The sequence below is a fragment of the Caulobacter sp. S45 genome, from assembly GCF_903642205.1.
Lineage (GTDB): Bacteria > Pseudomonadota > Alphaproteobacteria > Caulobacterales > Caulobacteraceae > CAHJWH01.
On sequence record NZ_CAHJWH010000047.1, the window covers coordinates 1 to 18,221 of the forward strand.

The window sequence follows — 18,221 nt, forward strand, 5'->3', positions numbered from 1 at the left end:
CGCGAGCGTCGTGTGCAGCGGCGCGACGTCGAGCGCTGTCTTCGGCGGCTGCTGAGCCGGCAGGGCGCACCCCGCGACGCCCAGCGCTGTGGCCAGCAGCAGCAGGCGCCGCGTCATCGGGGGACTCCGGCCGCGGGTACGGCGGCCGTCGCGGGCTGCAGGGGCGGCGCCCCGACCCGCAGCAGCTGCGTCGCGCCGCCCCGGCTCACAACCGCGCCATCGTGGGTGACGGCGACCAGCCGCCAGCCGAGCAGGCTCTCGCCGAGCCCGACCACGTGCACCCCGGCGTCCTGGCTCCGCAAGACCGCCGACGCACCCCGCCCGCTCGAAGCGGCGCCCAGCAACGAGAAGCTCCCGGCAGGAGCGACGTCCGGCGTCACGCTCGCCTGCGCGGCCCGCCCGGGGGTGAACAGGGGCCGCGCGGCGATGGCGGGATAGGCGGGGAGCGCAGGGGCGGGCATGATCCTCCCGGCGCGGCCGAGCCTCAGCGGGTGCAGCGAGGTGGTGGAGGATGGGGCGCCGGGCAGCAGGACCTGCACCGCGACGCCGATGGCCAGCGCCGCCGCGAGCAGGACGGGGGTGGGGTCGAACTCAGCGGACCGAATAGGTGAGCTCAAGACGAACCTCCAGGGGCGCGGACGGGGCGCCCGCCCCTTCTTCGGCGGCGGAGACGGTCAGGGAGTCCACCGTGGCGAACGGACGGTCCGTCTCCAGCCGGCGAAGAAGAGCAGTAAGCTGGGGCAGGGATATGCGCAGGTCGGCTTGAAGTCGCACCCGTCCGGCGGCCGTGGGCTGATCACGCAGGGCCTGGAGCACGCCGCCCTGGGCCGCGACGGACTTGGACAGGCGGTCGCGCGCCAGCTCGGCTGCCGCGGCGGGATTGGGCGCCGAGAAGGCGTAGGCCCCGGCGGCCTGACGTAGCCGTTCGGCGTCGCCCCGGGCCGCGCCGAACGAGGCGATCAGGCGCGCGTCGCTGGAGAGTTCCTCGCGGGCCGTGGCCTTGCGCTCCCGCCGGACGTCGAACCCGTGCAGGATGGGCGAGACCACGGCCAGCCACACGGCGGCCACCAGGCCCACCAGGATGGCCAGGGCGACCAGCCGCTGTTCCCGAAGGCTCAAGCGGTTCAAGTCGGACCCGTCGAGGGGGGCGGCGGCTGTCGCACCTGGGCGGTCACGTCGAAGGCCGGGTCGCCTGAGGGCGCGGCGGCGTCGATGGCGCGCACATCGGTGAACAGCGGCTCGCGGCGGAGTGCTGCGATCACGTCCACGCCGTTGCGACGCGTGCCCGCCAGCCTGACCGAGAGGCCGTCCCAGGCCAGCCGCTGGGCGTAGGCTTCGTCCGGCAGGGCGCGCGAGAGGGCGTCGATCACCCGCAGCGGCTCTCCGTCGGCCAAGGCCTGCATCCGCGCCTTCGCCTCCAGACGCAGGCCCTGCGCCTCGTGGCGGAGGCGACGTACCCGATCGACCACCGGCTGTTGCGTGGCGACCTGGGCCTGCAGGCGCGACACCTCGCCGACGTCGCGCCAGATCGCCACGGCGACGTTGAGGGCCAGCAGGGCCGCGACTGCGATCCACATCGACGCCTTGCGCCAATCCGCGCCCTGCCGGACGCCGGCCGCCACGACGGCGGGCAGGAGATTGAACCCCGCGGCGTCCCGGCCGGGCGCCAGCAGGGCGGCGACATCCAGCCCGGCCGCCCGGGCCTCGGCCAGGGCCGCATCGGCGCGTTCACGCGGAATGACGGCGAGCCGAAGCATGGCCGGCGCGCCGGCCGGCCTGTCCACGGCCACGTCGTGATACGCGGCCTCGGCCGGGAAGGGGGTGAGCCGGCCCAGCTCGAGAGCGACGTAGCGGCGGATGTCGCGGTCGGGCAGGGGCGGCGCCGGCAGGGTGCGGATCAGCACGTCATGCATCGGCAGGATCAGGGCGGCGCGACGCCTCGTCGAGGGCGAGAGCGTCTCCGCCCCGCCGTCCGCGTCGCGGAGCAGATAGCCGCCCGCGGGGGCCCGCTCGGCGACGAGCCGGCTACGGCGGTCGGCACCCTGGGCCAGGAGCGGACCGGCGATGGCGCGCAGCTGGTCCAGCCACCAGCCCAGCGCGCCTTGCAGCCGCGCGCCCAGGACCTCCACGTCGGTATTGAGAAGATCGTTGACGCTCAAGAGCCCCCCCGGCAGCCGTCCTCGCGGGCGTCGTAGATGCAGTCCGCATTGACCATGGCGGCGGGCCGCACGATCAGGTCGGGCCAGCTGCGCCGGTCTTCGGGGGCGAAGGCGAGGCGGATGCGGACCAGCTGCGGGGGCGCGGGCCGCCGCTCCCAGGTCGGGCGCCAGGCGGGGGTCGCGTCCGCCGCGTCCGCACCCCAGTAGGCGATCTCCAGACCCTGGACGCCGCCGAGCAGCTTGGGGGGCTCCAGGCCGGCGTCCGCGCCGATGGCCTGGACGGGGCCGAAGCTCAGCGCCCCGCCCGACAGGCCGAGCTTGAAGCGCTGCACCTGGATTCCGGAGGCGCCGCTCGGGGCGGAGGCCAGGAACTGGAGCTCCTGCTCGGCCCCGTCGAAGTCCACAAACATGCTCAGGCTGTCATACCGTGGATCGGCGAACAGGTGCTGGAGCCGTTCACGGAGCAGCGTCTGGGCGGCGGCGACCGCCTCGCCGCCCTGCGTGCGCCGTTCGATGCGGCCGAGCGCGGCGTGGTCGGAGCCGAGGCCCTGGCCGACCAGCACCGCAGCCATGCCCAGCAGCGCCAGGCTGACCAGCATCTCCACCAGGGTGAATCCCACATCGGCCCGCGGACGCTCCATCACACCCCGACGAAGCGCTGGCTGTGCAGGGTGACAGCGGCGCCCGATCCCATGGAGACGCTGACCGTCACGTCCATCAGCCGGCCCGACTGGCTGGCGAGGCCGGACCCGGCGGCGATGTCCACCCGCCAGACCAGCGCCCCGTCCTGGCCGCTCTCGCGCCCGGGCTGAAGCGGGATGTCCGCGCCCACCTCGGCCAGGCGGGAGCGCGCCTCGAGCGTCTCGAGCCGGTTCAGCTCCGCCGCCCGGGTGCGCCGTGCGCTGTCTCCCACGGCCTGGGCGGTGAAGCCCAAGGTGAGCGCCATGATGCCGATGGCCACCAGGGTGTCCACGAGCACCGAGCCGGCGTCCGAGGCGGGGCGCCTCATCGCGTCGCCGCCACGCTGGCCAGCCCCGTCGCAGGCGCGACGAAGAGCGTCATGGCGCGGCCCCGGGCGTACAGCACCAGCCGTCCCCCGTTGCTGGATCCGTCTTCGGCGAAGGTCACCGGGCTTTCGACCTGCATCCTGACCGAGGCGGGCAGCAGCCGGCTGCGGTCCTTCCAGCCATAGAGCCGGCCATCCGGCGAGACGCTGAAGGTGACCGGCGCCCCGGTCCGGATCGCCTCGGCGCGCCCGGTGCGCAGGTCGGCCAGCACGGCGGAGCGCGCCGTGTCCGCCGCCAGGGCCTCGTAGGGGCGGCGCAGCGCCGGGAAGGCAAGGCCGGCGACCAGCCCCAGGATGCCCATGACCACCAGCATCTCGAGCAGGGTCGCGCCCCGCTCAGCCATCGGCGGCGGCCGCCTACCAGTTGCCGACATCGCGCGCGTCGCCCGTCCCGCCCTCCACGCCGTCGGAGCCGTAGCTGAACACGTCGAAGTCGTCATCGTGGCGGCCGGGCACGCGGTAGACGTACTTGCGCGACCAGGGATCGTTGAGGGCCGAGGCCTTCTGCAGGTAGGGCCCGTTCCAGTTGGCCACGTTGGGCGGCATGTGGACCAGGGCGTCCAGCCCCTCGTCCTGGGTGGGGTATCGGCCGGTGTCCAGGTCGAAGTGGTCGAGCGCCGCGGAGATGTTCTCGATCTGCACCTTGGCGGTCTGGGTGCGCGAAGAGCCGAGATACTTCAGCACCTGCGGCGCCACGATCGCCGCCAGCAGCCCCAGGATGGCCAGCACGACCAGCAGTTCCAGCAGCGTGAAGCCGTCGTCGCGCCGTAGCGCCTGCATCTTCCTGGGGTTCATTTCGTCAGCGCCAGATCGTCAAAGCCCAGGATCGCGGTCATGATCGACGCGATGATGGTCGCCACGATCGCGCCCATGGCGACGGTGATGAGGGGGGTGAGCAGACCGATCATCCGTTCTAGCTGAATGCGGACGTCCCGGTCCAGGGTGTCGGCCAGCCGCTCCAGCATGAGCGGGAGCTGCGCCGTCTGCTCGCCCGTGCGCAGGTAGGAGAGCGCAAGCCTGGGGAAGACACCGGTGGCCGCGAGCGGCTCGGTCAGGCCCTCGCCCTCGCGCAGGCCCTTGGCCACCCGGTCCACGGCCGCGGCCATGTGGGAGTTGAGCAGCGAGCGGCGGGAGATGGCGAGCGCCTCGGGCAGGCCTACCCCGCCGCCCACGAGGCTCGCCAGCACACGCATGAAGCGAGCGCACTCCGCCATGTTGACCAGCGGCCCGAGGCGGGGGACGCGCAGGATGGAGCGGTCGGCCCAGCTGCGCACCTCCGGCCGCTGCAGCAGCCGCCAGCCGCCATAGCCGGCCGCGATCAGCCCCAGCAGCGTGAACAGTCCGTAGCGACGCGCGCCGTGGCTGACCGCCAGCACCAGCCGCGTCATCGGCGGCAGCGATCCCGCCGCGTCGCTGAACAGACCCTCGAACTGCGGGACGACCCAGAACAGCATCAGCGCGATCACGCCGTTGGCGATCACCAGCAGCATGACGGGATAGATCATGGCCGAGATCAAGGTCGAGCGCAGCGCCTGGGCCTGGTCCAGCGTCGAGGCCAGCTTGGCCAGCGCCGAGCCGGGGCGGCCGTCCGCCTCGCCTGCGGCCGTCATGGCCGCGGCGATCGGCGGGAAGGCGCGGCCTGCGTCGCTCATCGCCCGGGACAGGGCGCGCCCTTCCCTGACCTGGCGCAGCACGGGCTCAAAGGCGCTTCGCTGCGCCGAGCCCGACGGCATGTCCTCCACCAGGGTCGCCAGCGCCCGGTCCAACGCCACCCCGGCGTCCAGCATCACGGCGAGCTGGCCCAGCGTCTTGGACAGCGCCGGAACCGGGATTGGCTTCAGCGCGCCGGAATGGCGCTTCATGTCCTTGGACCGGATCGCCGTAGCCTCGATGGGGATCAGGCCCAGGCGACGAAGCTGCTCCAGCGCGTCGGCGGCGGACTCTGCCTGGACGGAGCCGGTGCGCAGGGCCCCGGAGACGGTGGCCGCGCGGTATCGGAAGGGGGTCAAGCCTAGCCCTCCCGGGTCACGCGGTGGATCTCCTCCACCGTCGTGGAGCCGGAGGCGACCTTGGTCGCCCCGTCCAGCAGCATAGTCTTCATGCCAGCCGCGACCGCCTCGCGCTCGATCTCCTGGGCTTCCGCCCGGCGCAGCACGAGCCGCGAGATCGCCTCGTCGACGAGGAGCAATTCGGTCAGCGCGATCCGCCCGCTGTAGCCGGACCCTGCGCAGTCCTGGCAGCCGACGGGCCGCCAGATTGTCTTCAGGCCGTCGCCGAGCTGGCCCAGGCCAAGGTCGCGGTCCTCCACGTTCACGGGCTCGCGGCAGCTCGGGCAGAGCCGGCGTACAAGCCGCTGGCCCAGCACCGCGTTCAGGGTGGAGGTGATGAGGAACGGCTCCACACCCATGTCGATCAGCCGCGTCACCGCCGCCGCCGCCGAGTTGGTGTGCAGCGTGGACAAAATCATGTGGCCGGTGAGCGCCGCCTGCACGGCCACCTGGGCGGTCTCCAGGTCACGCACCTCGCCCACCATGATCACGTCCGGGTCCTGGCGCAGGAAGGAGCGCAGGGCCGCGGCGAAGCTCAGCCCGATGGTGGGTGCGACCTGGGTCTGGTTCACCCCCGCCAGGCGGTACTCGATGGGGTCCTCGATGGTCAGCAGCTTGCGCTCGGGTACGTTCAGCTCCGATAGGGCGGTGTAGAGGGTGGTGGTCTTGCCGGACCCGGTCGGGCCCGTGACCAGCATGATGCCGTGCGGCTGGGCCAGCACCGGCCGCAGCCGCCGGAGCATGCCCTCGTCGAAGCCCAGCGCCTGGAAGTCCAGGGTCAGGTGGGAGCGGTCGAGCAGGCGCATCACCGCGCTCTCGCCGTGGATCGTGGGCGAGGTTGCGACCCGGATGTCCACGTCGTGGCCGCGCACCGTCAGCCGCGCGCGCCCGTCCTGGGGCAGGCGCTTCTCGGCGATGTTCAGGCCGGCCATGATCTTGATGCGCGAGACCACCGCCGCGCGCATGGCGGGCGTTAGGGGGGGCAGCTCGCGCATCACGCCGTCGATCCGCAGCCGCACCTGCAGGGCGCTCTCGCTCGGCTCCAGGTGGATGTCGGAGGCCCGCGCCACCACCGCCTCGGAGATCAGGCGGTTCACCGCGCGGATCGCCGGCGCGTCGCTGGCGAGATCCTTCAGCCGCTCCATGTCGGCGTCGTCGGCATCCAGGCCGTCCGCCGCTTCTGCGCTCGCGTTCGCGCCGTAGGCCCGGTCCAGGGCGGCCTCGATGTCGCCCGCTCGCCCTACAAAGGCCAGCACGGGACGTCCGAAGGCGACCCGCAGCGCTTGGCGCGTATAGGGATCGAGCGGGTCGACGAAGGCCACCGACACCGTCTCGCCGGTCAGTCTCAGGGGCGCGGCCTTGGCGTCGCGCAGGAATCTCGGGGACAGAGGGCCGGGCGCCTCCACCGGTTCGACGGGGAAGTCGGCCTGGGCGGCGATCGGCAGTCCCGTGGCGGCGGAGACGGCTTCCGCCAGCCTCTGCTCGGACACCAGGCCCAACCGCGTCAGCACCGAGCCGAGCCGCTCGCCCGTCTCCTGCTCGACCCGGCGGGCGCGGGCGAGGGCGTCCGCCGCGACCAGCCCGTGCTCGGCCACCAGCTGGTGCAGGTCGGTCGGCGGCGCGTGCGGCGCGTTGGTCATGGCGATGGAGACCGGGGCGTTCACGCCTATCGCATCCCGGAAGCGGACTGGACGAACATCGCCCCGCCATCCTTTGGCGAGACCCGCGCGACCTCGAGTCCCCAGATGCTGAAGGCGGAGGCGCCAGGTCTTAGCGGCGCCCCCGCCCCGCCGGACGGTCGCCCGGCTGATAAACGTCCGGGTGCGAAGGCGGCGGAGGCGACCATGATACCGGGAGCGTCGACAGGGCCGGGGAAGCGGTAGAACTGGTGCGCGCCGATGCGCACGGTCGGCGTCAGCTGGGCGCTCCAGGTGGGCCGAACCGCCAGCGTATGATAGTGGGTGGAAGCCCCCACCGCGTCTTCGATGAAGCCGTCCATGGCCCTTTGCGCCACGTCGACGGCGTCCTGCCAGTTCCGCGGCGCGGGCGTCCGCGCCATCGAGCCGTCGCAGGCGAAGGTGAACTGGCAGCCGCGTCGGGGCGCGCCCTGATAGACGACGCCGCAGACCGACTTGGGATAGCTCGGATGGTGCAGCCGGTTGAGGACCACCTGGGCGACGGCCTGGCGCCCCTCCAGCGGCTGGTTGGCGGCCTCGTAATAGACGGCCTGGGCGAGGCAGTTCAGCTCCCGCGGGCGCTCGTCCGTCTGGCTGGTCGCGCCACGGGCGAGCGGCGCAGCCGGGTCCGTCGCACTCCATCTGGAGGGAAGATCGGGCGCCCCGAGATCGGCGCCATGGGCTTGGGGGGACACGAGCGCCAGGGTTGCGGCCGCATGGAGCGTCAGGCTCAGCCGCGCCGTACTCCGTCGTACTCGGTCCATCACGCCTTCTGGCCGCTACTTCGGCGCTGGCCCCGACGAGCGCGGCCGGGAGGTCACGGTAGCTCGACCCCGCGCTGTAGCAATGCGACCATTACGCCATGGCGTACTACTTCCCGCCTGAACCCGGCGGGCCTGGAGCGGCCGTGGCCTTCGCCGGTCTGGCCCTTGTCGGCTCGGTCGCTGTGGGGCTTGCGCTCGCCCGGCTTGCGCGCGCGCTGGTCCACTACAGCGTCGATTATGCGCCGGTGATGCTGGGCGCGGTCGCGATCACGGCGAGCGTGCTGTGTACCCCGCAGGCGCCGCCGGCCGCCTCGCTCGTCCTGGGCTGGGCGCTGTTGCTCCTGACCGCCGCCGACATGGCCGCCTATCGCCTGCCGGACGCCGTCACCCTGCCGCTCTGCGCCGCGGGCGTCGCGTTCACGGCGATCGGCGGAGGCCCGCTCTACGACCACCTGGTCGGCGCGATCCTGGGCTTCAGCGCCCTTCTGGGGGTTGATCTGGCGTATCAGCGCCTGAGGGGCCGGAGCGGGCTGGGGCTCGGCGACGCCAAGCTGTTCGCCGCCACCGGCGCGTGGCTCGGATGGGCGACGCTGCCCTCCGTTCTGCTGCTCGCCTGCGGCGGGAGCCTCGTCTGGGTCGGGGTGCGGCAAATCCGCCTGGGACGGCGCGCGCTGGCCCTGCCGCTGCCGTTCGGGCCGGCGCTCGCCGGAGCCACCTGGCTCGTCTGGCTGCTTCAGTGGCGAGATTAAGTCGCTTCCTGCAGGAGTCTTGCTCCGCCACCGGGATTGAGCCCGCTCTGCGTCGAAATGCGGCGACCTTTGGGCGCACGGAAAAAGTCTTGCGTTCTAGTTAGCATGAGCAATGGTGGGAGCCTCACCAAGGAGTTTGTGAATGAAGTTCGGTGTACTGGCTGCGAGCGTCTTGCTCGCGGGAACGTCCGCGATCGCGCTGTCCACGTCGGCCTCCGCCACGCCCGTGATCGAGAAGTCGGCCTACGTGACTCCCGCAGCGGCCTCGGCCGCCGTGGACTTCGAGGTCTTCCTGCCGCTGCGCAACACCGCTGCGCTGGACACTCTGCTGGCGGCCCAGCAGAACAAGGCCTCGTCCAGCTACCACAAGTGGCTGACCCCCACCCAGTTCAAGGCTCAGTTCGGCCCCACCGCCGACTCCGTGTCGCGTGTGGCCGCGGCCCTGCAGGCGCAGGGTTTCAGCGTCACCAACGTGCACAGCCGCTCGCTGGAGGTGACGGGCGCCGCCTCAGCGGTCGCCAAGACCTTCTCCACCAGCCTGTCGCATGTGCAGCCCGTCAAGGGTGCGGCGCGCATGGTGGCCAACACCCCGCTGGTCATGCCCGCGGCGCTGAAGGCCGAAGGCGCGATGGTCGTCAGCTTCAGCGGCAGGCCGCTGAAGCAGCCGTTCCATAAGAAGCTTGGCCTGGTCAAGCCCGACAACCGTTATGGCTCCACGGGACCCTATTGGTTCACCGACCTGAAGGAGGCCTACTTCTACCCGTCCGCTCAGACGACCGTGAACCAGACCGCCATCGACGGGACCGGCGTCAATGTGGCGATCGTGATCTCGAACGCCGCCCAGCAGTCCGATCTGACGGCCTTCTTCGATCATGAGAAGTATTCCACGGTCAGCGGCAAGCCGGACCCCACCTTCACGGACGTCCCCATCAACGGCGGCGCGCCATATGACCTCAACGCCAGCTTGGAGTCCTCGCTGGATATCCAGCAGGTGCTCGGGGGCGCGCCCGGGTCGAATGTCTCCTTGATCGACCTGCCCGATCTCTCCGACGAGAACATCATCTCGGGCTACCTCTACGTGGTGGAGAGCAACCAGTACGACCTGGTCAACTCCTCCTTCGGCGGCTGTGAGCTGGTCTATACGGCGGCCTACAATGGCGGGACCGACTTCACCGGCATCCTCGACGTGTACGACACCTTGTTCAAGCAAGGGAACGCCCAGGGCATCACCTTCGTGGCGAGTTCCGGGGACTCGGGCGGAAAGCTCTGCCCGAGCGCCGATTACGTCGCCGGAGGAACAAACGGCACCTTCGTCCCGGGCGTGAGCTTCCCGGCCGACAGCCCGAACGTCACCGCCGTCGGCGGCGGCAACCTGCAGACCACCGACGCCAGCATGGCGACGGGAGCTCAGATGCTGAAGTCCGCCTATGTGAGCGAGGACGGCCTCGGGGATCCTGAAATGCCCTACGATGTCTACGGCACCGGTTACACGGTCAGCGGGGGCACCTGGGGCGCGGGCGGCGGCGTCTCCGCCCACTTCCTGGCGCCGGCGTACCAGAGCCTGGTCAGGTCCGGCAGCTCGATGTACCGCACCCTCCCCGATGTCGGGATGCAGGTCGGCGGCTGCCCGGGACTGGCCACGTCCTGCAACCCGGGTGACAGCGCGGCGATCGTCGCGGATGGCGTGAACAGCAGTGACGGCGGCTTCTTCGGCGTGATCGGAACCTCGGTCTCCTCGCCGGAGTTCGTCGGTGCCGTTGCGCTCTACGAACAGTCGCTGGTCGCCCAGGGCCAGACGGGTCGTCAGGGAAACCTGAACACCTTCCTGTACACGGCCGCCGCGGCTCAGACGGCCAAGACCGGAGCGGCGGTCTTCCGCCATCCGGCTCAGGGCAATGACGGCCTGTACACGGAAAAGCAGCCGAGCCAAGCCTACAACTACATCTATGGCAACGGCTCGCCGATCGTGCGCTCCCTCTTCGGCATGGGCACGGCGGCGGCGGCAGGACTGCCGCAGACCAAGAGCAACCCATAGACCAGACGGGCTAGACGACTGACGCCCGCCGTCCAGATCGGACGGCGGGCGCTTCGCGTTTCCACGGTGACGTGAAAGGTCTGCTCGCTTCGTATCCTGCGGGATCAGCGGGTCGGTCTTGGGCGCGGCCCCCGCCTCGTCTCGACAGACGCAGAAGGCGCCTCCCCACCTCAGTACGGACATGATTTTGATCCCGCCCGAGGGGAACTAACCCAGCATGTCGCGGATCAAACCGGCGACTTGGAGCCCGTCATACGGCTTGGGCACGAACCGACCGTCATCGGGGATGTCGGCGCCGCTCAGCCGCATGGCGGCCGACGTCAGCACCAGCACCATGTCCGGACGCCGCTCGTGCACCATGCGCGCCAGGGCTACGCCATCGAGGCGGCCCGGCATGTTCACGTCGGTGAACAGGGCGGCGATGTCGGGACGCTCGTCAAGCTTCATCAGCGCGTGCTCGCCGTCATAGGCGTCCACCACCTCGAAGCCCGCGTCCTCCAGTGCCTGGACGGCGTCCATCAGCACTATGGGCTCGTCCTCCACCACCAGCACTGTCGTCCTCTGCGTCGCAAGGTATGACATGACTGACCAACCGACGTTCTGCGGCTTCGTTCCTGACCAAGCGGGATTCGTTCGGTTGCAACGCGCCTCACTCACCCGCTCGCCGGCGGAACAAACGCGCCAGGTTGAGGTTGGCCATGCGGGCTGTGTGGGCGAGACCCTTCGAGCCCGCCACAGGGATGGAGAATAAGAGCCTATGATCAGAACTCTACTCATCGGTGGAGCCCTTACGCTGGCCCTCGCCGGCGCAGCGGCGGCGCAGATGGTCCCTCCCCAACCAGGCATGGACCCGTCGACCATGCCGCCTCCCGGCGTCGGTGCGCCCATGACCGCGCCCCAGTACATCATGGCGGCCGCACAGTCGGACCAGTTCGAGATCCAGGAAGGCCGCATCGCCGAGAGCCAGGCCCAGAGCCCGAGCTTGCGCAAGTTCGGGGCGATGATGATCAGGGATCACACCATGACCACCAAGACCCTGCAGAACGCCATCATGAGCACGGGCATGCCGGTTCCGCCGCCACCACCGCTGCGCCCGGACCAGATCCAGATGATCGCCCAGCTACGGGCGACTGGCGGCGCCGAGTTCGACAGGACCTACGTGATGCAGCAGATGCAGTCTCACCAACAGGCGTTGATGGTGCAGTCCAGCTATGCGCGGATGGGCGATGCACCTGCTCTCCGTGGCGCGGCTTCCCAGACGGTGCCGATCGTCAAGGCCCACATCGCGATGCTGAACCAGATGCAGCCTGGGATGGGGCAGTAGTCGCCGCCCTCCTCCCCTGCGCCGCAGGGGAGGAGGGCGTGCCCCCAGTGCAGGGGCGCAGCCGCTGTTTCAGGCGATCGTCCCAACTGGTGTGGGGCGGCCTTCGCGCCGCCGCGAAATTCGCTGCCGGGGTCAACGAGTGACCTGATCCAAGCCTGCCAGACGGGAGCGCGCCACCCGGTGATGCGGAACCGGCTGTGCGTCCAGTAGTTTGCTCGCGCAAGACATTCGGAGGACAAGATCATGGCGGACCAGGACCTGAACCCGGCGGAGCTGCGCGAGCGGCTCTGGAAGGAGATCGACCAGGCGCGCATCGTGATGCTGGGCTTGGTTGGCGGGGAGCCCCACCACATGCAGCCCATGGCCGCCTTCGGAGACAAGGAAGGCGACGCCATCTGGTTCTTCACCAAGAAGGACACCGACCTGGTCCACCAGACCGGCGCCAGCCATACCGCCATGGTCTGCATCATGGCCAAGGACATGGAGTTCCAGGCCTGCGTTCACGGCTCCCTGACCGAGGACACCGACCGCGCCAAGCTGGAGCAGTATTGGTCTCCCTTCGTCTCGGCCTGGTATCCGGACGGCAAGGATGACCCGTCCCTCACCATGATGCGGCTGGACCCCCAGGATGCGCGAGTCTGGGTCTCAACCCGCGGCCCGATCAGCTATCCGCTGGAGATCGCCAAGGCTAACGCGACCCACAAGCTGCCCGACGTTGGCGGCAAGCAAAACGTGAAGATGTAGGTCACGTTGGCGAGGGCGCCGAAGGGCGCCCTCGCCAATCGCCTGGGGCGTGCTAATCCTCCGCCAAACGAGACGGTCGCAGGGACGGAGCCGGATGGCGCACAAGGTATATCCCACAGCCGAGGCGGCGCTGGAGGGGCTCACGTTCGACGGCATGAGCATCATGTCTGGCGGTTTCGGCTTGTCGGGCAATCCGGAGAAGCTGATCGCAGCCCTGCTGGCCTCCGGCGTTAAGAGACTCACCATCGTCTCCAATAACTGCGGCGCCGACGGGTTCGGGCTCTGGTCGCTGCTGAACAACGGCCAGATCAGGAAGATGATCTCGTCGTATGTGGGGGAGAACAAGCTGTTCGAGAAACTCTACCTGTCTGGCGAGCTGGAGCTGGAGCTGAATCCCCAGGGCACGCTGGCCGAGCGCATCCGCGCCGGCGGCGCCGGCATCCCGGCCTTCTTCACCAAGACCGGCGTCGGGACGGTGGTGGCGGATGGCAAGGAGCTGCGCGAGTTCGAAGGCGAGACCTACGTGATGGAGCGGGGGTTGACCGCGGACCTTTCGATCGTGAAGGCCTGGCGCGGTGATCCGGAGGGCAACCTGGTCTTCCGCAAGACCGCCCAGAACTTCAACCCGATGATGGCCACAGCCGGCAAGGTCACCGTCGCCGAGGTGGAGGAGCTGGTGGGCCCGGGCGAACTCGACCCCAGCCAAATCCACACACCCGGCATCTACGTCACCCGCATCGTGCAGGGCTCGGGCTACGAGAAGCGCATCGAGCGCGTCACCACCCGGCCGCGCCCCGACAGCGCGGCCCAACCCGCCGCCGCCGGCTCGGAGGTCTGATCCCATGCCCTGGACCCGCGACCAGATGGCCGAGCGCGCCGCGCGCGAGTTGCATGACGGCGACTACGTCAACCTCGGCATCGGCATCCCCACGCTGGTGGCCAACTACATCCCGGACGGGATCGAGGTGACGCTGCAGAGCGAGAACGGCATGCTGGGCATGGGTCCCTTCCCATATCCCGGGGATGAGGACGCCGACTTGATCAATGCCGGCAAGCAGACCATCACCGAGCTGCCGACCTCGTCGTTCTTCAGCTCGGCCGAGAGCTTCGCCATGATCCGCGGCGGCCACATCAACCTGACGGTGCTGGGCGCCATGGAGGTCAGCGAAAAGGGCGACATTGCCAACTGGACCATCCCGGGCAAAATGGTGAAGGGCATGGGCGGCGCCATGGACCTGGTCGCAGGCGTCAAGAAGGTGGTCGTGGTGATGGAGCACGCCAACAAGGCGGGCGAGTCCAAGCTGCTGCACCGGTGCAGCCTGCCGCTCACCGGCGCCGCCTGCGTGGACCTGGTGATCACCGATCTGGCCGTCTTCGCCGTCGACAAGGCGGGGGCGACAGGCCTGAAGCTGATCGAGCTGGCCCCCGACGTCACCCTGGACGAGGTGAAGGCGAAGACCGAGGCCAGCTTCGACGCCGGCGCCTTCGCCTGACGCAGGATATGGCTGCCGTTCCCTTCGGCGGCGAACTTGAGACCCTCTCCACCGTCGAGCCCACGGGGCGTGCAAGGCGCCATGCAAGCCGGGAAACCCGCACGCCCATGACCTTCAGCGTCTTCACGCCGGCCAAGGCGGAAGGCGGTACGAGATGACCGGCAGTCTGGTACCTGTCCGGCCTGACCTGCACCCACGCCAACGTGACCGAGAGGACGAGTACCGCCGGGCTTGCCGAGCTCGGTTCCGGCATTCGGCGGGATGAACGGATGGGTGAAGCTGACCGCAGCTGCGGCAGACGTTCCACTCATCGAAGCGCGCAAGCCGGCTCAAGGGAACGGACTCGCCAAAGCGACGCTTAAACTCAAGTCGTCTCCCGTATTCGTCGAGGCTTTCCTGCCGCCCGCCTATCCTGCTCCTGTGTCGTCGGCGCTCCCCCCGCCCCTAGCGCCATGACGGCTTCAGTCGCGCTCTCGGGCTGCCCAGACTGTGGAACCCTGCAGCACATGCCTGTTGCCCCGAGTGCGGGTGTCATCAAGTGCATCAATTGCCGCTCCCTGCTGGAAAACACCCACGGGCGTAGCGCAATGGCCGCCTTGGCCTGCGCCGGCTCGGCCCTGCTGCTGCTGGTCCCGGCGAACCTGGCCCCCTTCCTGACCACCTCGGTGCTGGGCGTCTCACGCCAGAGCGTCCTCTCCTCGAGCGCTGTGTTCATGCAGAAGGATGGCTGGCCGCTCCTGGGCCTGTTCATCTTCCTGTTCGTTGTGGTGGCGCCCTTCGCCCGGTTCGGGCTCCTCACCGCGGTGCTGGGCGCCGTGCAGTTCGACCGCCGCCTCGCCTGGCGGGGCCGGGCCTTCCGCTACGCCAACCTGCTGCAGACCTGGGCCATGCCGGACGTTTTCCTCCTGGGCCTGGTGGTCGCCTACGCCAGGCTTAAGGCCTCCATCTCGGTGGAGGTGGGCATAGGCGCCATGTGCTTCATCGCCGTGGGCGTTCTGGCGCTTCTCACCCGCGCGACCCTGGACAAGGGGTCAGTATGGGAGGCCATCCTAGCCCAGGCCAAGCCGCCCGGCGATCCTGACGGCCTGATCACCTGCACCAGCTGCGACTGGCTCGCTGCCGCCCATGCGGCCGGAGGGGCCTGTCCCCGCTGCGAGGCGCGCCTGTACGCCCGCAAGCCCGAGTCGATCGGCCGCGCGACCGCCCTGACGCTGGCGGCTCTGCTGTTCTACCTGCCAGCCAACCTCCTGCCGCTGGCCACCCTGCCCATCGGCCTGACGCCGACGCGCTACACCGTGCTGCAGGGCGTAATCGATCTGGTCCAGGCCAACCTGTGGGGCTTGGCGGCCCTGGTGTTCTGCGCCAGCTTCGCCATCCCGTTCCTGAAGCTCGCCGGGATGGGCTGGTGCCTGCATTCGGTGTGGCGCGGCTCCTCGCGCCACCTGCGAGGCAAGACGCGGCTCTTCCACATCGTGGAGGAGATCGGCCGCTGGTCCATGGTGGACCCGTTCGTGATCGCCTGTTTCGTGCCGGTTATGCAGTACAATGCGCTGATCTACGGACGGGCCGAGCCAGCGGCCACGCCCTTCGCTATGGTGGTGGTCATGACCATGCTGGCCACCCGCTGCTTCGACCCCCGCCTGATGTGGGACGCCGCCGGCCGCAGGCGCTCCGCCCCCGCTTCGTCCGCCGGACCTCCCGCTTGAGCGACACGCCTCCTTCCCGCACCGCAGACACGGCGCCTACCGCCACGGCGAGGCGCACCCGCTGGCCGGGCTTGGTCTGGGCGCTGCCCTTGGCGGCGCTGCTGATCGTGGCCTATCTGGGCCTCCGCGCCCTGTCCGATCGGGGCGTCGACATCGTGGTGACCTTCGCCTCGGCCGCGGGCGCACGCACCGGCGATACCAAGGTGATCTATCAGGGCATCGAGGCCGGCCGGGTCACCAGGATCAACCTGAACCGCGACGGCAAGCGGGTGGACATGACGCTCCGGCTGATCCCGCGCGCCCGAGCTGTGCTGAACTCCAACACCCGCTTCTGGATGATCGGGGCCAAGCCCAGCCTGACCGACATCGACTCGGTGAAGGCCGCACTGGCCGGCGTCACCATCGGCATGGCGCCCGGCCAGGGCGGCCAGCCCCAGCGCCGCTTCAACGGCCTGGACCAGCCGCCGCTCATCGAGCCCGGAGCGAAGGGCAGCGCCTACACCCTGGTGGCCCACGTGCTGGGCTCGGTCCGTACCGGCTCGGCCTTACTCTACCACGGCCAGGAGATCGGCAAGGTCACCTCGGCCAAGTTCACGGGGCTGGACGCCTTCAACCTCGGCCTGTTCGTCTACCAGCCCTATGACGCCCTGGTCCGGCCGGGCGCCCAGTTCTGGACCTCCAGCCCGCTGCAGGTCTCGCTGAACGGCGCGGGCTTCAGCACCAGCTTCGCTCCCGCAGACACGGTGCTCACGGGCGCGGTGGATTTCGACCTGCCCGACTCCGCCGAGCACATGCATCCGAGCCCCGCCGGCTCGACCTTCGTGCTCTACAAGACCCAGGGCGACGCCCAGCAGGGGCTGGAAGGCCCGCAGATGCTCTACAGCCTCTATTTCAAGGGTGCGGCGGGCGACCTCGGCAACGGCTCGGTGATCAAGCTGCTCGGCTTCGTGGTGGGCTCCGTCCACGACGTGGAGCTGAGGTTCGACCCCCGCGACGGCCAGCCCTACACCGCCGTCACGGCCGCCATCTATCCGCGCAAGCTCGGCCTGCCCGACCCCGCGCCGGGCAGGAACGACAGCGACGCCTGGCGGGACGCCACGGACGGCCGGCTGAACCACCTGCTCTCCCTCGGCTACCGCGCCCGGCTGACCCAGTCGCCGCCGATCATCGGCGGACGGGCGATCAGCCTGGACCCGATCAAGGCCGGCCGCGGGCAGCTCGCGACAGGCGGCCCCTATCCGGTGATCCCGAGCGAGGCCGCCAACAGCGACATCGACGACCTGACCTCCCAGGCCGATCAGATCCTGCGCAAGGTCAACGCCATCCCCATAGAGGCGATAGGTCAGGACGTCCGCGGGATCACCGACCGGCTGCGCGCGATCACCGCCTCCCCCGCGCTCACCGACAGCCTGAGCCACCTGGACTCCACGCTCAGCCAAGTCGACCAGATCATGGGCGAGGTGAAGCCCCAGATCGGGCCCCTCGTGACCAAGCTGAACCAGGCGGCCGACCAGGTGAACGGTACGGCCGCCGCCGCCCGCAGCGTGCTGAGCGGCGAGGGTGCGGGCCAGGACGCCAGCCTGCCGGGAGCGATCCAGCAGCTGACCGAGGCGGCGCGCTCGATCCGCTCGCTCACCGACTATCTCGGCCGCCACCCCGAAGCGCTCGTCAAGGGCAAGGTGAAGGACAGCAAATGACCCGTCGCCCTGGTTTCCGCGCCGCATCGCTGGCCGTCCTGCTGGCCTCGGGGGCGCTGCTCGCGGGCTGCGCCAGCGCGCCGACCCGCTTCTTCACCCTGGACCCGGTCGGTCCCGCTCAGCCGCTCGCGGCCGCCTACGCCGGTCCGCCCGTGAAGGTGCTGGCCGTGAACATCCCGCCCGCGCTGGACCGCGAGGAGTTGGTGTCGGAGAACATGCCCGGCGAGGTGAGGGTGCATGACCTGGAGCACTGGGAGGCGCCGCTCGGCCTCACCGCCCGCCAGGTTCTGGTGCAGGACCTCGCCGGGCGCCTACCCGCAGGCGCGGTGCTGGGGCCGGCCTCGCCCGGCGGCGACGGCGTAGCGACGCTGAGCATAGACATCGTATCGTTTCGCGCCGGCCCGGACGGCGCGCAGATGCAGGCCTCCTGGAACGCCGCATTGCCGGCCGCAAGCGGCCCGCTGGTTTTCCGTTCGCCGCTCATGACGCTGCGGGGGCCAGGCGCCCCGCTGGACGGGGCTGCGACGGCGCAGGCCTTCAGCTTCTTGCTGGGCCAGATATCCGACCAGATCGCCGCGGTGCTGCCCACGCAGGTGCAGGCCCTTGCGGCCGCGCGCGCCCTGGCCACGCCCCGCGCGCAGACGAGCACCCAAACCACTCAGACCCGGAGCACCCGCCAGTTCTAACGCCTGTCTCGGCCGCTCCCAGGGAATTGCGGAAGGCTTGCAGCGCCTAGCCCACCGAAATCTGCGTATACCAG

Annotated in this window: 21 protein-coding genes; 10 read left to right on the forward strand and 11 right to left on the reverse strand. The window is 70.1% G+C overall.

Annotation, left to right across the window (positions count from 1 at the left end; all coding sequences use genetic code 11):
• Positions 1-113: 113 nt before the first annotated feature.
• The 10 genes from HUV06_RS06955 to HUV06_RS07000 are packed head-to-tail and all read right to left on the reverse strand — an operon-like array spanning position 114 to position 7,713.
• The gene (locus HUV06_RS06955; protein WP_174300546.1) at positions 114-617 is read right to left on the reverse strand and encodes a hypothetical protein; all 504 of its coding nucleotides are present in this window, start codon (positions 615-617) and stop codon (positions 114-116) included.
• Positions 592-1,119, reverse strand: a complete 528-nt coding sequence (gene gspM, locus HUV06_RS06960; protein ID WP_174300547.1) for a type II secretion system protein GspM — start codon at positions 1,117-1,119, stop codon at positions 592-594. The genes HUV06_RS06955 and gspM overlap by 26 nt, the downstream gene beginning before the upstream one ends.
• A 5-nt stretch (positions 1,120-1,124) precedes the next feature.
• Positions 1,125-2,159 (reverse strand): PilN domain-containing protein, encoded by a 1,035-nt coding sequence (locus HUV06_RS06965; RefSeq protein WP_174300548.1) that lies wholly within the window; start codon positions 2,157-2,159, stop codon positions 1,125-1,127.
• A complete protein-coding gene (locus tag HUV06_RS06970) occupies positions 2,156-2,800 on the reverse strand; it encodes a prepilin-type N-terminal cleavage/methylation domain-containing protein (protein WP_174300549.1) in 645 nt (214 codons plus the stop codon). Before HUV06_RS06970 ends, HUV06_RS06965 begins: the two co-directional genes overlap by 4 nt.
• The gene (locus HUV06_RS06975) at positions 2,800-3,168 is read right to left on the reverse strand and encodes a hypothetical protein (RefSeq protein ID WP_174300550.1); all 369 of its coding nucleotides are present in this window, start codon (positions 3,166-3,168) and stop codon (positions 2,800-2,802) included. Before HUV06_RS06975 ends, HUV06_RS06970 begins: the two co-directional genes overlap by 1 nt.
• Positions 3,165-3,569: a Tfp pilus assembly protein FimT/FimU gene (locus tag HUV06_RS06980; protein ID WP_174300551.1), complete on the reverse strand. Its 405-nt coding sequence runs from the start codon at positions 3,567-3,569 to the stop codon at positions 3,165-3,167. Before HUV06_RS06980 ends, HUV06_RS06975 begins: the two co-directional genes overlap by 4 nt.
• 13 nt (positions 3,570-3,582) lie before the next feature.
• On the reverse strand, positions 3,583-4,020 hold the full coding sequence (gene gspG, locus HUV06_RS06985) for a type II secretion system major pseudopilin GspG (RefSeq protein ID WP_217433673.1): 438 nt from the start codon (positions 4,018-4,020) through the stop codon (positions 3,583-3,585).
• Positions 4,017-5,234 carry a type II secretion system F family protein gene (locus HUV06_RS06990; RefSeq protein WP_174300552.1) on the reverse strand — a complete coding sequence of 406 codons (1,218 nt, stop codon included), beginning with the start codon at positions 5,232-5,234 and terminating at the stop codon, positions 4,017-4,019. The genes gspG and HUV06_RS06990 overlap by 4 nt, the downstream gene beginning before the upstream one ends.
• A gap of 2 nt (positions 5,235-5,236) precedes the next feature.
• On the reverse strand, positions 5,237-6,937 hold the full coding sequence (locus HUV06_RS06995) for a GspE/PulE family protein (RefSeq protein WP_254600943.1): 1,701 nt from the start codon (positions 6,935-6,937) through the stop codon (positions 5,237-5,239).
• A gap of 2 nt (positions 6,938-6,939) precedes the next feature.
• The gene (locus HUV06_RS07000) at positions 6,940-7,713 is read right to left on the reverse strand and encodes a cell wall hydrolase (RefSeq protein WP_174300553.1); all 774 of its coding nucleotides are present in this window, start codon (positions 7,711-7,713) and stop codon (positions 6,940-6,942) included.
• Between the two features lie 143 nt (positions 7,714-7,856).
• Here HUV06_RS07000 and HUV06_RS07005 point away from each other — a divergent pair, with 143 nt between their 5' ends.
• Together HUV06_RS07005 and HUV06_RS07010 are read left to right on the forward strand one after the other, a co-directional pair.
• Positions 7,857-8,462, forward strand: a complete 606-nt coding sequence (locus HUV06_RS07005) for an A24 family peptidase (protein ID WP_174300554.1) — start codon at positions 7,857-7,859, stop codon at positions 8,460-8,462.
• A gap of 142 nt (positions 8,463-8,604) precedes the next feature.
• Positions 8,605-10,497: a protease pro-enzyme activation domain-containing protein gene (locus HUV06_RS07010; protein ID WP_174300555.1), complete on the forward strand. Its 1,893-nt coding sequence runs from the start codon at positions 8,605-8,607 to the stop codon at positions 10,495-10,497.
• Positions 10,498-10,704: 207 nt separating this feature from the next.
• On the opposite strand, the gene HUV06_RS07015 is transcribed toward HUV06_RS07010, so the two are convergent.
• Positions 10,705-11,079, reverse strand: coding sequence for a response regulator (locus HUV06_RS07015; RefSeq protein ID WP_174300556.1), 375 nt, complete (start codon positions 11,077-11,079; stop codon positions 10,705-10,707).
• A gap of 175 nt (positions 11,080-11,254) precedes the next feature.
• On the opposite strand from HUV06_RS07015, the gene HUV06_RS07020 reads away from it, so the two are divergent.
• The 8 genes from HUV06_RS07020 to HUV06_RS07055 all read left to right on the forward strand — a co-directional run bounded on the left by HUV06_RS07020 (position 11,255) and on the right by HUV06_RS07055 (position 18,147).
• On the forward strand, positions 11,255-11,821 hold the full coding sequence (locus HUV06_RS07020) for a DUF4142 domain-containing protein (RefSeq protein ID WP_174300557.1): 567 nt from the start codon (positions 11,255-11,257) through the stop codon (positions 11,819-11,821).
• Positions 11,822-12,064: 243 nt separating this feature from the next.
• Positions 12,065-12,565, forward strand: a complete 501-nt coding sequence (locus HUV06_RS07025; RefSeq protein WP_174300558.1) for a pyridoxamine 5'-phosphate oxidase family protein — start codon at positions 12,065-12,067, stop codon at positions 12,563-12,565.
• Between the two features lie 94 nt (positions 12,566-12,659).
• Positions 12,660-13,403, forward strand: a complete 744-nt coding sequence (locus tag HUV06_RS07030; protein WP_174300559.1) for a CoA transferase subunit A — start codon at positions 12,660-12,662, stop codon at positions 13,401-13,403.
• 4 nt (positions 13,404-13,407) lie between these two features.
• Entirely contained in the window at positions 13,408-14,058 is a 651-nt protein-coding gene (locus HUV06_RS07035; RefSeq protein WP_174300560.1) for a 3-oxoacid CoA-transferase subunit B, read from the forward strand.
• An 8-nt stretch (positions 14,059-14,066) separates the two neighbouring features.
• Entirely contained in the window at positions 14,067-14,216 is a 150-nt protein-coding gene (locus tag HUV06_RS07040) for a hypothetical protein (protein ID WP_174300545.1), read from the forward strand.
• Positions 14,217-14,645: 429 nt separating this feature from the next.
• Complete coding sequence (locus HUV06_RS07045) at positions 14,646-15,764, forward strand: paraquat-inducible protein A (protein WP_217433674.1); 1,119 nt, start codon at positions 14,646-14,648, stop codon at positions 15,762-15,764.
• On the forward strand, positions 15,761-17,461 hold the full coding sequence (locus HUV06_RS07050; RefSeq protein ID WP_174300562.1) for an intermembrane transport protein PqiB: 1,701 nt from the start codon (positions 15,761-15,763) through the stop codon (positions 17,459-17,461). Before HUV06_RS07045 ends, HUV06_RS07050 begins: the two co-directional genes overlap by 4 nt.
• On the forward strand, positions 17,458-18,147 hold the full coding sequence (locus tag HUV06_RS07055) for a membrane integrity-associated transporter subunit PqiC (RefSeq protein ID WP_174300563.1): 690 nt from the start codon (positions 17,458-17,460) through the stop codon (positions 18,145-18,147). The genes HUV06_RS07050 and HUV06_RS07055 overlap by 4 nt, the downstream gene beginning before the upstream one ends.
• Positions 18,148-18,221: the final 74 nt, after the last annotated feature.